Origin of the sequence: Vibrio sp. T13N, from assembly GCF_032970445.1 — a bacterium.
Taxonomy (GTDB): Bacteria; Pseudomonadota; Gammaproteobacteria; order Enterobacterales; family Vibrionaceae; genus Vibrio; species Vibrio diabolicus.
In genome coordinates, this window is the sequence record NZ_JAWJYE010000013.1 from 44,150 (window position 1) to 60,024 (window position 15,875).

General features: G+C 44.7%; 9 protein-coding genes. 3 read left to right on the forward strand and 6 right to left on the reverse strand.

Annotated elements, in window-relative coordinates; genetic code table 11:
• Positions 1 to 73: 73 nt before the first annotated feature.
• On the reverse strand, positions 74 to 7,693 hold the full coding sequence (locus R2S67_RS18630; protein WP_317346589.1) for a VCBS domain-containing protein: 7,620 nt from the start codon (positions 7,691 to 7,693) through the stop codon (positions 74 to 76).
• A gap of 368 nt (positions 7,694 to 8,061) precedes the next feature.
• Between R2S67_RS18630 and R2S67_RS18635 the strand changes: the two genes are divergently transcribed.
• The 3 genes from R2S67_RS18635 to R2S67_RS18645 all read left to right on the forward strand — a co-directional run bounded on the left by R2S67_RS18635 (position 8,062) and on the right by R2S67_RS18645 (position 11,983).
• Positions 8,062 to 9,375 (forward strand): TolC family outer membrane protein, encoded by a 1,314-nt coding sequence (locus tag R2S67_RS18635; RefSeq protein ID WP_048625183.1) that lies wholly within the window; start codon positions 8,062 to 8,064, stop codon positions 9,373 to 9,375.
• A 5-nt stretch (positions 9,376 to 9,380) separates the two neighbouring features.
• A complete protein-coding gene (locus R2S67_RS18640; protein ID WP_317346592.1) occupies positions 9,381 to 9,998 on the forward strand; it encodes an OmpA family protein in 618 nt (205 codons plus the stop codon).
• A 329-nt stretch (positions 9,999 to 10,327) separates the two neighbouring features.
• A complete protein-coding gene (locus tag R2S67_RS18645) occupies positions 10,328 to 11,983 on the forward strand; it encodes an ABC transporter substrate-binding protein (RefSeq protein ID WP_164665705.1) in 1,656 nt (551 codons plus the stop codon).
• Between the two features lie 74 nt (positions 11,984 to 12,057).
• Here R2S67_RS18645 and R2S67_RS18650 read toward each other — a convergent pair whose 3' ends face one another.
• From R2S67_RS18650 to artP, 5 genes are all read right to left on the reverse strand, one after another.
• Entirely contained in the window at positions 12,058 to 12,630 is a 573-nt protein-coding gene (locus tag R2S67_RS18650) for a protocatechuate 3,4-dioxygenase (RefSeq protein ID WP_317346593.1), read from the reverse strand.
• A 139-nt stretch (positions 12,631 to 12,769) separates the two neighbouring features.
• Positions 12,770 to 13,438, reverse strand: a complete 669-nt coding sequence (artM, locus tag R2S67_RS18655; protein ID WP_134645775.1) for an arginine ABC transporter permease ArtM — start codon at positions 13,436 to 13,438, stop codon at positions 12,770 to 12,772.
• Positions 13,435 to 14,124 (reverse strand): arginine ABC transporter permease ArtQ, encoded by a 690-nt coding sequence (artQ, locus tag R2S67_RS18660; RefSeq protein ID WP_317346595.1) that lies wholly within the window; start codon positions 14,122 to 14,124, stop codon positions 13,435 to 13,437. Before artQ ends, artM begins: the two co-directional genes overlap by 4 nt.
• A gap of 1 nt (position 14,125) precedes the next feature.
• Positions 14,126 to 14,869 (reverse strand): arginine ABC transporter substrate-binding protein, encoded by a 744-nt coding sequence (locus tag R2S67_RS18665; protein WP_005390934.1) that lies wholly within the window; start codon positions 14,867 to 14,869, stop codon positions 14,126 to 14,128.
• Positions 14,870 to 14,957: 88 nt separating this feature from the next.
• Entirely contained in the window at positions 14,958 to 15,686 is a 729-nt protein-coding gene (gene artP, locus R2S67_RS18670) for an arginine ABC transporter ATP-binding protein ArtP (protein ID WP_104970792.1), read from the reverse strand.
• Positions 15,687 to 15,875: the final 189 nt, after the last annotated feature.

Here is a 15,875-nt window from a genome sequence, read left to right on the forward strand (position 1 = left end):
GCAGAAAAGAAAAACAGCACCTGATGATTCAATCAGGTGCTGTTTACTAAAATAACTTTATCTTCAGGTAATACTAATCCACGTTAAAAACTTGGTGATGGAACAGCTGATCAACAATTTCATGAGATGTCGCTGACGACCCTAGCTCCAACCCTGATAAATCAAAGTTCTCTAATGCCACTGATATTGTGTTGCTGCCTTCTCCAGTAATCGTCAAATTCAGAGTATCTTGGGCACTATCGTAGTCTGCGCTTACGTGTTCCAACAAGTTATCCATATCCGTTGTGTCGTCACCGACAAACTCAAGAATGTCACTCAAATCCAACTTGTCTTCATCCAGCCTAAAGTCTTTAATCACATCTCTTGATGACGTCATGTCCAGTGATTCTTGAGTAAAGGTGAAGGTGTCAATACCCTCTCCACCTGTCAAGATGTCACTGCCTAGACCTCCCGTCAGGATATCGTTTCCAAGCCCACCAACCAGAATGTCATCGCCTGCGCCACCACTCAACGTATCTTCACCTGCTTGTCCTAGCAAAATATCAATGCTTTCGCCACCAGTGATACTATTCGCAAACTCATCTCCCACCGACGCATGGCGCTCAGTTTGGGCAATATCGGTGCCAGAATCGTTCAATGTAAGTGTAAAGACGTTTTCACTTATGCCACCTTTACCATCAGACACTTTAAACAAGAAATGCATATCCGCCTGCTGGTCACCCTGTAGAGTAAGCTCATCGCTTTGAGTAAAGCTATAACTGCCATTGGATGACACTTCCAAGGTGCCGAACGCTGTCTGGATATGAAGCTGACCATCTACTTCACTGGATGAAGAAACTAACGGCTGATTTACGCTTACACCGTGCAGATCTGCACCCAACAGAGTGAAATCGCCTTCTGCCAAAGAAACGGTCATGCTATCACCATCAGCGTCCTGGCTTCCCGCCAGTAACTCACCGGCAATTGGATCGGGAGAGAACTGGTTTAGGTACTGCCCCAAGTCTTCACCTGAGTCGATAAACACCACTTTGTCGCTAAGCTCATCTAGAGCCTCTGCTGCTTTGACATTATCAGAGAGAGCAATACCAATCCCATATACTTTGGCGTCATGAGTCTGTTTGTAATCCTCCCAGCGCTCGGCTAGATCAGGAGAAGTAACAGCGCCCTCGCTAGGGTTGGGTTCGCCATCTGAGATAAAGAATATGGTGTCCTTACTCTCAGACGGTTTTTCTGGACCGAAATAATCCCAACCATCCTGCCAAGGGTAAACGGCATTACTTGCCTCACCAGGCTCCATTACAGCCTCTAAAGCTTTATCGTAATCCGTATTGGTACCGTATTCTACGTCACACCAGTTGCGCACATATTCTGAAACTTCATTTTGGAAACTTAAATCGTTTGGATCACGGCCATTCATCTCTGGTGGGCGTGTCATCAACTCAACTTCACTCAAGGTCAGCCAGCTATGTGTGGATGTATCTCCGTCGAAACGTACCAGGCGGATATAGGTATTTGATTCTCCTCCATCGGCAATCATGTTTTCAACCATGGAATGTAACGCTGCTGCTGCTTTGTAAGCTCTCGATTCAGTTTTCGGTGCGGTTGCATCACGACCCACGGTATTTTCACCGTCAAAGGTACGGGTCATGCTGTTCGAGTGGTCGAACACTACCGTCACTTTATTGATCGGTAAGTCTTCAATCTGAGCAAAGCCCTGAACTGGAGATGAGGTTGGGGCATGGTTCTCAGTGACATTCAGGATAACCTGAGTTGTATCGGTATCCACACCATCGCTTGCAGACACTTCCAACTGATACGTTTGCTGAGTCGAGTGATCCAGTTTTACACCATCTTTCAGCCAAATCTCACCACTATTAGAGTCAACACGGAATAGATCAGCATCACCACCACTCAATTCATACTTTATGGTGTCACTGCCATCCGGATCAAACGCTTCCACCTGGCCGACTAATACCCCAACTTCTTGCTCAGCGACGTCAAAGCTTGCTGTATCTTCTGTTGGCATACCGTTGGCATCGGTGCCATGGGTTTGGTCTGTATCACCGACACTGATGAATTCTGGTGCGCGATCTCGGATATCAATGGTAACTTCACTATTTGTAGTATCACCGTCAGCATCGATAACCGTAACGTCAAGCTTCTCTTGTTGATGACCTACAACATTGCTCGCTTGATAGTCGTAGTGACCATTTTCAAAGTTAATGGTCAGCTTGCCGTGGTTGGTATCAATTTGCGCCAGAGAATGATCCGATATTTTCGTGCCATCGCTGGTAGTGACATCACCGTTTATTTTGTTGTAGTAATATATCTCGCCATCGATAGTGATGTGATCTACCCACTGAGCATCACCGCCAATGCCATCCAGAAGGTTACCTTGCAACTGGCCTGAGACCGTTTTGCTAAGCAAATCCCCAATCTGAGAATCATCTACAACGACAATAGCACTGCCTTTATCTGTCGCGATCGACTCCAGGTGTTCCAGAGACGCACCATTACCGATACCGACAGACCAGATATTTTCAACATCCTGACCGCTACTGCTGATGCCATTTTCCATCGCATTTTGCAGAATGATGCCCTCTTCTTCAGAAGTAGGCTGAACCCGACCATTCACTATGTCCTGATAACGCTGTTCACTTTCAAAATCATCTGATGTTGACCACTTAATCAAGTTTTCACGGGTTTGAATTTCTCCCACGTTCGTTTGATTTGTCCAATAGGTAAAATCGGAAGGTCGACCATCTGAGATAAAGTAAAGCTGGGTATCGGTATTACTAAGCAATGCATCATCTTCTGGATCACTAAGTATTTCATTTATTTGGTCAACGGCCTGGTTATATGGCGTCGATGCATATGGATGTATACCAGAGATAAAGGAATCAATGGCCTCGGCAGAATCTAGCCACTCAGAAATCTGGCCAGATGGTTGTCCGCTGTAAGTTGCAATTCTAAAACTTACTGGACCCAAATCTTGGTATTGCTCAAACATTGACTTAATGGAGTCTTGAGCAAGTTGCCAGCGAGTAACATATTGTCCGTCTGCATCTGTTACCCAGTCGAGCATTGATTCTGACGCATCAAGTGCAATCACAACACTATTACTTTGTGAATCAACATCATTTATTTCGTAGTGAGCTGAAGACGATGACGGTAATGAATCCGTCACATTCAGATGCAAGGTGGCACTCTCAGACTGACCTCCGGCATCCACCTCGACGCTAGCGCGGATATCCAGCATGTCCGCCCCCTGCTCCGCATGATCAAGAGGCATATGTTGATCAACTGTGAAATGACCCGTTTTGCTATCTATGTTGGCTTGAACCACTTTAATGCGGTCGGCACCTGTTCCAGTATAACCAGTTAGAGTGCTCTGATCTGCACTCACTTCAAACACGACCTCTTTACCATCGCTGGTGAAACCACCTAGGTTTTGCTCGGCGTTGAAGTGATATTCAGCCTCCGTTGCAGACCCGAGGTTTGCGATAAAGTTGCCTTCAGCATGTACGCCAGTATCCGTGCCAACTTGAGATTCATCCAATGCTGCGTGTGCATCACTGAGCGACATAGGCTCACCCATCACACTAACGGTAACTTCTGCTTTATCAGTCAGGCCGTCGTCATCACGGATGGTGTATTCGAAAGTATAATCTTTCACTTCACCCGTTTTCAGGGTTTGTTGATCAGCTGGCAGTGACTCTAGGTACTTGGCCGCATCAAAGACCAATTTACCATCTTGCAGACTAAGGAAGCTTTCTGATGGATAGTCGATAATAGTCAGAGCGTCACCATCCGGGTCGCTGTCATTCGCTAGAACATCCAGCTCTAAAGTGCCTGAGCCGTTGGTCTGGTAAGCTTCATCAAAGGTCGTCAGGTCCGCTGATACCTGAGTAATAAAGTACTCTGAGCCTTTAGGATCAATGACACCGTCTTTATAGCTGGTAGTAGACATTTCAATACTATCGAAGAAACGCCCATCTGCATTGATGTTGACTACTTGATTACCACCACGGGTACCTTCAAACACACCTGTCGCAACCAAGTCACCTTTGTAGTAAGCCTTCCAAACACCGCGCTCAATACCAGGCTCCCAGCTACCGTTCGAAGTGTCTGTCCATAGGTTTTTCACTTCAACTTCAGCATGATCGGCAACCTGACCATTAGCGAAGGAGAAGCGCATTGCTTCACTTTGTCCAGTTGCATCATCATATCGAATCTGACCGTCTTGAACCCGGTCTGAGCCGCTGTCTAGCGCAGAACTAACGCCATATTTGTGGTCACCGTCACCAATATAATCAGCTTTCGATGCATCAGAAACCTTGTTTCCAGATCGAGTATCAATCACATAGTAATCGACTGTGATATCAGCACTGTCATCCCAGTTGCTCTGGTCAAGTGTCTTGGTTGTTTTTTCAATGCCCTTATCATCTTCAGCAATAGGGGCTTCATTAATATCACGAACCAACACTTCGACCTGAGCGGTGTCTTTACCGCCAAACTGGTCACGAGCTTCCACTTCTAGCTGGTAGTTATCGATAGATTCATGGTCCAGATTTGCACCATTTTTGACACTGATCTCACCAGTAAGACTGTTGATTTCAAACAGTTCGCTATGACCGTTTAAGTGATACGTTATCTGACTGTCCTGATCGACATCGAATGCATTTACTTTTCCAATTACACCCGATTGACTGTTTTCATCAACGCTAAACTGGTAACTATCGATGTCGGTTTTACCTTGAGCATCCAGACCAAAGTTGTCATTACTCCCACTAACAAATTCAGGAGCATCATTAGTGCCCGTAATATCAATCACGATCTTTTGTTGGGTGCCATCGGTCGCCGTGAGAGTGATGATGTCTTGCACCTGGTCACCCTCGTCCAACTGTTGAACCAGGCTTTGGTCCAGCGTATACGTCCATTGCCCATCCACCAATACCAGCTCACCGTAGGTGCCCGTCGCTGTAGTGTTGCTAAACACTGGCTCATCGCCGTTATCAACATCAGAGATGGTGATGGTGCCTGTTGCGGTCGCGACATCACCGAGATTGCCTTCGGTCACCTTGCCTGTGAACGTACCGTCAACAATAGGCGTGTCTTCGGTGCCCGTAATATCAATCACGATGTTTTGTTGGGTGCCATCGGTTGCCGTCAGGGTGATGGTGTCTTGCACCTGATCACCCTCGTCCAGCTGTTGAACCTGGCTTTGGTCCAGCGTATACGTCCATTGCCCATCCACCAATACCAGCTCACCGTAGGTGCCCGTAACGGTAGTGTTGCTGAACACTGGCTCATCGCCATTATCAACATCAGAGATGGTGATGGTGCCTGTTGCGGTCGCGACATCACCGAGATTGCCTTCAGTCACCTTACCGGTGAACGTGCCCGTCACGACTGGCGCGTCTTCGGTGCCCGTAATATCAATCACGATGTTTTGTTGGGTGCCATCGGTCGCCGTGAGAGTGATGATGTCTTGCACCTGATCACCCTCGTCCAGCTGTTGAACCTGGCTTTGGTCCAGCGTATACGTCCACTTCCCGTCCACCAATGCTAGCTCACCATAGGTGCCCTTAACGGTGGTGTTTGCAAAAATCGGATCGTCGCCGTTATCAACATCAGAGATAGTAATGGTACCTGCTGCGGTCGCGACATCACCGAGATTGCCTTCGCTCACCTTGCCAGTAAACGTACCGTCAACAATAGGCGCGTCTTCGGTGCCCGTAATATCAATCACGATGTTTTGTTGGGTGCCATCGGTCGCCGTCAGGGTGATGGTGTCTTGCACCTGCTCACCCTCGTCCAGCTGTTGAACCTGGCTTTGGTCCAGCGTATACGTCCACTTCCCATCCACCAATACCAGCTCACCATAGGTGCCCGTAACGGTGGTGTTTGCAAAAATCGGATCGTCGCCATTATCAACATCAGAGATAGTAATGGTGCCGGTTGCGGTCGCAACATCACCGAGATTACCTTCAGTCACCTTGCCGGTGAACGCACCGTCAACAATAGGCGCGTCTTCGGTGCCCGTAATATCAATCACGATGTTTTGTTGGGTACCATCGGTTGCAGTGAGAGTGATGGTGTCTTGCACCTGCTCACCCTCATCTAACTCTTGAACCAGACTTTGGTTCAACGTATACGTCCACTTTCCATCCACCAATGCTAGCTCACCATAGGTGCCCGTAACGGTAGTGTTGCTGAACACTGGCTCATCACCATTATCAACATCAGAGATAGTAATGGTGCCGGTTGCGGTCGCAACATCACCGAGATTGCCTTCGATCACCTTGCCGGTGAACGTACCCGTCACGACTGGCGTGTCTTCGGTGCCCGTAATATCAATCACGATCTTTTGTTGGGTGCCATCGGTCGCTGTGAGAGTAATGGTGTCTTGCACCTGTTCACCCTCGTCCAGCTGCTGAACCTGGCTTTGATCCAGCGTATACTTCCACTTTCCATCCACCAATACCAGCTCACCGTAAGTACCCGTAACGGTAGTGTTGCTGAACACTGGCTCATCGCCATTATCAACATCAGAAATAGTAATGGTACCTGTTGTGGTCGCGACATCACCGAGATTGCCTTCGGTCACCGACCCCGTAAACGTGCCCGTCACAACGGGCGTGTCTTCGGTGCCCGTAATATCAATCACGATGTTTTGTTGGGTGCCATCGGTTGCCGTCAGGGTGATGGTGTCTTTTACCTGATCACCTTCGTCCAGCTGTTGAACCTGGCTTTGGTCCAGCGTATACGTCCACTGACCATCCACCAATACCAACTCACCGTAGGTGCCCGTAACGGTGGTGTTTGCAAAAATCGGATCGTCGCCATTATCAACATCAGAAATAGCAATGGTGCCTGTTGCGGTCGCGACATCACTGAGATTGCCTTCAGTCACCTTGCCCGTGAACGTGCCCGTCACGACTGGCGCATCTTCAGTGCCCGTAATAGAGATCACAACTTCATGCTCAGTGCCATCTACAGATAAAACGGTAATACTTCTGATGATTGGGTCACTGTCATGATCCAAAGCCTGCACTTCTTCGTGCTCATTATTCAGCTGATAATTCCAGTTACCGAAAGCATCAATTGAGAAGACGCCCCAATAACTATCTTGAACCTCACTCTGTGATTGGAATAACGCTTCACCTGTATTTGGATCAGTAACACTGAGGTTGCCAGAAGTTCCAAGCGTCACGTCTTCTTGAACGGCACCTCTATCTTCACCATCAATCAACGCTTCAGTTTCACCAAGCTCTGAGGTTGTGAATCGAGAAATATTAAATAGCGTTGTACTTTGCTCTGTCGTCACGCCGGCGGTTTCAAAAAAAGTACTTGCTAGTACTTCTGCCCCCGTTCGTTCAACAGTACCAGAGGCCGTCAAACTTGAACCCGTAATTTCACCAGCTTCAGTAGCATATTCATCACCTAGTTGACTCGGGTCTTGTCCTTTTTCGATGGCCTCTAATATTTTCGCAAGCTTGTCGGTAGAATCAGTTTGAGCTTCACCTTCTGTGTCAGCAATATATACATGCTGAGGTTGGATCTTCCCCTCTACTAATTCAACGACCACTTCTCCCGGTAACAAGTTTTCTTTAGACGCAAAAGCTTTAATTTGACCATCTAGGCCGATTACAACATAGGTTTGTGCGGTTAATTTTGATGGTCCAACCAAGAGCTTATACCTCATTTAGTAAATACAAAAATCTCAAAGTCCATAAAACTAAGAAAGTAATAAGACTTATTTTCAAGAAGCGATATACACAATTGGGCGTAAGCTAGCATCAATTAACCCACCTAAAACACGCAATTATCCTATCAATAATTTTCATGTTTTAAATTTGTTTTATTTTGCACCGTAAAAACATATGTTATGCGACCTATTTTTAATATTCTTTAAACTTGTCATTAAATTTTCATTGAAATAGCAGCTTACATTCCAAAAAAGCAAGCAAAGGGAAACGTTTGCCTTGGGTAACATTAGTAATCTTTAATATTTATTTTTGAAAAATAACTGGCGTTAAATTATTTGGGGAGATTTTAGTGAAGCTAAGTAATATTAGTATCGCGTGTTTTGGTTTGCTAATACCACTGGTTTCTAGCGCACAAACTTTAGAACAAGCAATAGCGACAACATTTGCAACGAACCCTGATATCAAAAGTGCGTTTAACGAGTATATGAGTAGTCGTTATATTATCGATAAATCACGTGGAGCATATAAACCTAGTCTCGATATTGACGCGGGTATCGGTTACGAGAGCATTCACCCTTCCGACTCTACTGGTAAGAGTGATACCGAGATGACCCGCAAAGATATGGCAATTACTCTTACCCAGTTGATCTGGGATGGTTCAAAAACCCTATATGACATTGATCGTACCTCTGCAGATGCAGAGTCTGTGCGTTATCAGTTACTTGCAGATGCCCAAAATGTTGCGTTAGAAGTCATCAAAGCTTATTTGGATGTAGTAAAAACACAAAAGCTGACTGCGCTTTCCACTAGCAACCTAAACACACATAAGCGAATTTATACTGATATTAAAAAGCGTACAGAGTCAGGAATTGGCTCAGTTGCCGACCTTAACCAGGTTAAAGCTCGTTTAGCAAAAGCTCAAAGTAATGTTTTAGCTGCACAAAATAACCATAAAGACGCTCAAACAGCATTCTTTCGCTTAGTTGGTGAAGCACCAACTAACCTTATTTTTCCGCACGCAGACCAAAACTTTATCCCCAATTCTCTAGACGAGGCCCAATCGCAGGCTTTTGACAATCATCCTGTCATAAAAATAGCACTCGCAGATGTCGATTCTGCCAGGTTCCAATATAAACAAGCAGATGCAAACTATTTCCCAGTCATCTCATTTGAAGCGAAACAAAGCTGGAACGATGATGTAGGAGGAGTAAATGGTCTCAACTCTGAAACACAAGCAATGCTCCGTGTCCGATACAACCTTTACAACGGTGGCCGAGACTCTGCAAACAGTGACAGTATGGCCTACCAACTCAATAAAGCGAAAGACCTCAGAGAGCGAGCATACCGAAGTGTGGAGCAAGAGCTCCGCCTTTCTTGGAGCGCTCTTGAGCTGACTAAACAACAAAAGTCTTTTTTAATACAACACGTTGATTCCATGTCAAACACCGTTATTGCATACCAAAAACAATATCGTATTGGAAAGCGCACCCTACTTGATCTGCTGAACACTGAAAACGAGTTGTTTGAATCACGCAAAAACTACTTAGAAACGCAATTTGCGCAGCAATACGCACAATATCGAACCCTGACTTCAACCGGGCAGCTTTTAGACGCATTGCGCGTCGACATACCGGAAGAGTGGACTCAATCGGTGGAGTACTAAATACAATGAAAAAGAATCTTCTAATCACTCTGGCTTTGGTCATAATGAGTCATCATAGTGCATACGCAAAAGATGAGCTGGCGTACATTCCTATACCAAAGGCGAATCAGATTGCTGACCTAAACGACTTGGACCAAGATGGTGTGATAAACGCTCGTGATATTTGCGCAGGTACTCCAATAGGGGCAGAAGTGGACAATGATGGTTGTGAAACCTATTTGCATAAAGAAGAGCAATACCAACTTAAGATTTTGTTTGATAATGACTCTGCTCTTATTAACCAAATTTTTAAAAACAAGATAGATGAGTTGGCTGCATTTCTTAAAAAGTATCCAACCACTTCTATAGAGATACAAGGATACGCAAGTAAGGTAGGACGCGCAGACTATAATTTAAACCTATCTCGCCATCGTGCAGAGAATGTACGCAATCTATTGATAGAAAAGGGAATCCCGGGTGACCGCCTCGCAATTATTGCTTTTGGCGACACACAGCTAGCAGAGCCGGGTATGGATCGTGTCAGCCACGCATTAAACCGCCGCGTTACTGCCACTGTTGTCGGCCAGCAAGGGATGGTTAAAGATGAGTGGACGATATTCACTACCTTCCCAGAAGTAAAATAAACTTATACCCCTGCTTATTTACATAGATGAGTGGGGGTATTTTCATGTCATTACGCCTAACTAATTAGACACAACTAATAAAACAAACACTAACATTAATCATAACTCACTAATATTATAGTAAAAATTAAAAAGTGAGCCTTTGCTCTATATTAGTAGTAATATATTAGAGTCAAAATGAAAACCACCAATACTTTTAAATGGGAAGAAGATAAGCCAATCAATAACACTGAGGGGTTTAAGCAATCACCTTTCTTCACCACAATATGAAATCAATTTATTATATAGCTTTAATAAATCAATCATCTATTGAGGAAACATAATAAAACATGACAGAAACATGTCTTCGTAGATTGAGCCAGTTATTAAAACATTACAAACACTCTCAAACGTATCAGGTAAACCTCGACGATTTAGAACTGGTTTTTTCAACTTCTAGACGCAATATATCTAATATACTGAGAATACTTGACAGCTACAATTGGATCCATTGGGAGCCAGGTCGTGGCCGTGGGAAAGCCAGCACACTAAAAGTGACGGTAACAATACATCAAGCCCTCTACTTTACGATTCGTAATGAAATCAACAATGGTAGCTTTGACGTCATCTCGAGGTTACTTGAGCATTACCGTAGCACTGCTGTAAGCGCACTTAGCCAAGCACTCGCAGAAGTTTCAGAAGAAAACAAAGATTCAAATACACTCATCGTCAGCCAGTATCCTTGGGTAGATGAGCTAACCCCTTCACTGACTTATCGCTTTTCAGAACTGCAGGTAATACGCAGCTTGTATGACACCCTATTTACCGTTGATCACTACGGTCAATTAAAAAATCACCTCGCTTGTGAGTACAAAAATGAAGGCAGTTGTATATATATTTGGCTCCGCCCTGATATCTACTGTCACGATGGGCTAACATTACAAGCAGAAGATGTCGTACACTCTTTAAATAAGCTCGTTACAACAGATGGCCCCGTCCAAAAATTACTTCAGCAAGTCACTCGTATCAGCTTCGATAATGCCAAACAAGCTATACGTATTGACTTAAAGCAGCCTAATAACTTATTCATTTACTGCTTAGCAACCGCAAATGCGTCTATCACTACTCGACGTCAGAAGAGCTTTAAAGGTCGCAGTATCACAATAGGTACTGGCCCATTTGTACTTAGGCATTGGGATACCGACAAAATAGTACTGAAGAAACATCATAACTATTTCGCAAAAAAGGCATTATTGGAGCAAATCACGCTCTCTCATCAAGGGACTGAGCTGGCTCAATACATCAGTTATAATCAGGAAACTGACGATACCGAATGTTATATGATTCAGGCATTTTCTTTTCTAGCACGTAATCGTCGCGCCGAGTGCTCACTAAGCGAGCAAACTTGGCAGCGCCTATTTTCTTTTATCGAGAGTCGTAGATTTAAATTTGCCAAAGCGAATGGCTTGGAAACAATGCACATTCTCGATGATAGCTCTCACAATGAGAATATTCCTCAGCTTGAGGGAACGTTGGTCATAACCCATCCAAAGTGGACGATTGATTATTTAAGTAAAGCGAACCAATGGATCGTAGATTTAATCCGTCAAACTGGGTTGCATGTAGAATTTGTGGAGCTAACTGACGCTAGTAATCCTCAACTTGTAAAAGAACAAGCCGACTTGCTCTTTGTCGAAGATGTCATTGAGCCACCTTTAACCTATGGAATTTATGAGTGGCTATTAACAGGTACTGGTATTCGATTTGCTCTTCACTCTGATGAATTTGAGCAGCACGTTAATCACGTACACGATGCAGTCTCTGATCCCACGCCTGAAAAACGTTTGGAGGGAATACTCTCGGAGCTCAGAGCTGATACAACAATCTTACCATTGTTCTGGGGGCAAGAAAAAATCACCAGAGCGAAAGGTGTAAGCGGTGTTCAACTCCGTAAATCTGGGTACAGTGATTTCTACAAACTAAGAGTCAGAGCCGGACAAGACTAATCTGTTAGAAGCTTCTGTTTGCTAATTACTTTGGTAATCTACGAGGTTAGTTTTCAAAATAATGCTTAATCGCATTAAGCGAGCACAAAATTGAACTCACCGACGACTCGACCATCAATGTTGACAGGCTCAAACTGCAAATAATCACGGGCTTTTCCGCCCCACCACTCGTTACCAGTTCGCCCTTTCAAATAAAGCTGAGTCGTTAACAGCTCTTTCTCTCCACTCCATAGTTTGACGTGGATGTGGGGAGGTCGAGAGCTATATGGAACCGGAAATAACGTTTGAAAAAGGTAATTCCCATCTTCGTCAGTTAAAACTGCACCAAAGCCTGCGAAGTGAGGATCAAACTTATTATTGTTAGGTTGATTCGGGTGTTCATAGATGCCTTGTCCATCACATTGCCATATTTCTATTTTCATTTCAGACAATGGGTTTCCTGCTGTATCCATTACCTTACCCTGAAGAAAAATGGGCTCACCAATCAGACCTTTCGACTGCAAAATCAAACTTTGACGAAGTGGCACTGGAACCACGGGATAAAATGGCCCTTCCGTTTGAGGCGGTGTCGGCTTCATTGGGCTAGCGGATTTTAGCGAAGGCGCAAATATTAGCGACCATAAAGCTAAGAAGTGTCGACGTTCCATATCATCACCAGTGATTGTTTACCTTACTTAAGTTTGGTGATTCTTGATGATTTTTCCAGCGTAGCAGTACACTAAAACAAACATGCCTCTGTTCAGGGCAACGCTTGAACAGAGGCATTTACAAATTAGCTACTAATAATTAAACGGCTTCAAAGGCTAGTGCTTTCTTCTCTACCTGACGGAAAATGAGAGTTAGCACACCATTTACCGTTAAATAAAATGCGCCCGCAATACCAAATACCGTCAACGTATCGTAAGTTTGTGCGTTAATGCGCTGCGCGTAACCCATCAGATCCATGATCGTGATCGTGCTCGCTAATGACGTGCCTTTGAAGACCAAAATCACTTCGTTCGAATAAGCCGGAACGGCACGACGAATAGCGTATGGCAGCAGCACTTTTAGCGTTGCGGTTTTGTTCATCCCTAGAGCTCGACACGCTTGCCATTGACCAGAAGGAATCGCGTTAAACGCGCCTTTAAACAGCTGAGTGCTGTACGCCGCGGTATTAAGCGCTAACGCTAACATCGCACAGAACCAAGGTTGGCTTAACCATGTCCAAAAAACACTTTCTCTCACTGCATCAAACTGACCCGGACCGTAGTAAACCAAGAAGATCTGCACCAATAAAGGCGTACCAGTGAACAAGGTGATGATGCCACGGCTTACCCAATGCAAACCCGGAGTACGTAGGATCAGAGTCAGCGTCATCATCAGAGCTAAGAGGCAGCCCACAACCAAGGAAGCGGCGGTCAATTGGAGGCTAGTGCCCAAGCCATTCAGCATTTGCCAAACGTATTGTTCGTTCATGCGGTTGCCTCCTGTCCCATGCTCATGCCTTGAATTGAGAACTTCTTATCAATCAGTTTGACGGCACGTTGTGTAATCAAAGTGATGCCTAGGTAAATCGCCGCAGCGGTTGCGTACCATGTAAAAGCTTCATGCGTCGCAGCAGACGTTAGCTGCGCTTGTTTCAACAAATCCGTTACGCCAATCAGTGATACAAGCGCGGTATCTTTCAACAGAACCAACCATTGGTTAGTTAAACCTGGTAGCGCGTGTCTTACTGCTTGTGGCAAAACAATGCGAACGAAAGCATGTGCCTGACTGATGCCTAGTGCACTTGCTGCCTCTCTTTGCCCTCTTCCAACGGCTTTCAATGCGCCACGTAGAGTTTGAGAAGCGTAGGAAGCGAAGATCAATGACAACGCCACCACGCCAGACAAAAACGGGCTAACTTCAATAAAGTCGCCGGTGATTAAAAACAGAACCTGCGTCGAACCAAAATAGATGAACAACACGACAAGGATTTCTGGCAAGCCACGCACAATCGTCACAAATGCCGTCATTGGCCATTTAACGAAAACGCGGCGAGACATTTCACCACTGGCGAATACCAATGCCAGAATCAAACCGACTAAAAGGCTTGTGAAGGCTAGCTGGACAGTCATCCAACTAGCTTGAACAAGCGATAAAGAGTAACCCGTTAGTGCCATATTACTTACCGAAGTACTTGTTGTAGATTACGTCGTATTCGCCGTTCGCTTTCACTGTTTTCAGTGCCGTGTTCAGCTTGTTCACTAGCTCATCGTTACCTTTGTTTACTGCGATACCGAAACCGTTACCGAAATATTTAGGGTTGGTTACGTGCTCGCCCACGTATGCTAGATTGTCTTCTTTCTTGAACCATTCAGCTACGACAGCTGTATCGCCGAATACAGAATCAATACGACCGTTCTTCATATCGATGAATGCGTCTTGGTAGCTAGAGTAAGGAACCGCTGTTACGCCCGGCATTTGCTCAATCAGGTAACTTTGGTGTGTTGAACCGTTTTGAACACCAACGCGCTTACCTTCTAGTGCTTTTTGATCAGCAACTTTTTCTTTGATAGAAACAAACGCTGCTGAGTTTTCATAGTATGCATTCGTGAAATTCACTTGCTCCAAACGCGCCTCAGTAATATCCATTGCAGAGATAGCCGCATCGTAACGTTTGAATTTTAATGCAGGGATCAGGCTGTCAAAAGATTGGTTATGGAAGGTACATTTGGCTTCCATTTCTTTACATAGTGCGTTCGCCAGATCCACGTCAAAACCTTGGATTTGGTTATTTTCATCCATGTATTCGAATGGTGCGTACGTCGCTTCCATCGCGAATTTGATCTCTTCTTGTGCTGCTGCGTTTGCTGCCATAGTTGCAGAAGACAGGCCGATTAGTGAAGCTAGTAGAATCTTTTTCATTGCAATACTCCGTGTGTACTTAGTGGGCTGACACTCGCAATGACAGCCGAGCTTATCTGTTAAATAGACTGAACTTTAAAAACGTAATTTAGTGATTTAGGTAGTCAGCAAACTGGGCGGTTTGCGGGTTAGAAAACGAATCATTTGTGCCGTGCTCGACGATGTGTCCTTTTTCTAGATACAGTACGTGGCTAGCGATTTTTTTAGCAAAATCGACCTCATGCGTTACTACGACTTGGGTGATGCCAGTTTCGCTTAAATCTTTAATAATCTTAACGACTTGGTTAGTAATTTCCGGATCAAGCGCTGCGGTCGGTTCATCAAAAAGCAAGACTTCCGGTTTCATCATCAATGCACGAGCAATCGCCACACGTTGTTGCTGACCACCAGAAAGCTGCATCGGCCATGCATCCGCTTTGTCTGCCAAATGCAGTGTTGCGAGAATTTGCATTGCTTGGTTCTTCGCTTCTTCTTTATCCATGCCAGATACTTTTACCGGAGCCTCAATCAGGTTCTCCATTACTGTCATATGCGGCCATAAGTTGTACTGCTGGAACACCATGCCTACTTTACGACGAAGTGCTAAACCTTGTTTCTCTTTGATTTCAGTAGAGAAATCAAAAACATCATTTGCGATGTTTAGCTTGCCGTTATCCGCCCCTTCAAGAAGGTTAAGAACACGCAGTAGAGAGCTCTTACCTGCGCCACTTGGACCAAGTAACACCAGTGTTTCCCCGCTTTCACACTTAAAGCTGACATCGTGAAGCACTTGTGTCTCACCGTAGGATTTATTGATTCCGCTTACCTGAATAGTCATGCTGACATACCGCATTAATTGTCACTTGGTATTTATATTACTCAACTGGACTTTTTATGCAATAAAAATGTATAAAAATTTAATTTGTTAATTTTTTGTATGATCTGCAACCACCAAGACAGAGTATCTGACTGGTTTGAAGAGTTAGTTTTAACTGAATTTGTTGAAGAAAAATCCAACAACATGGTG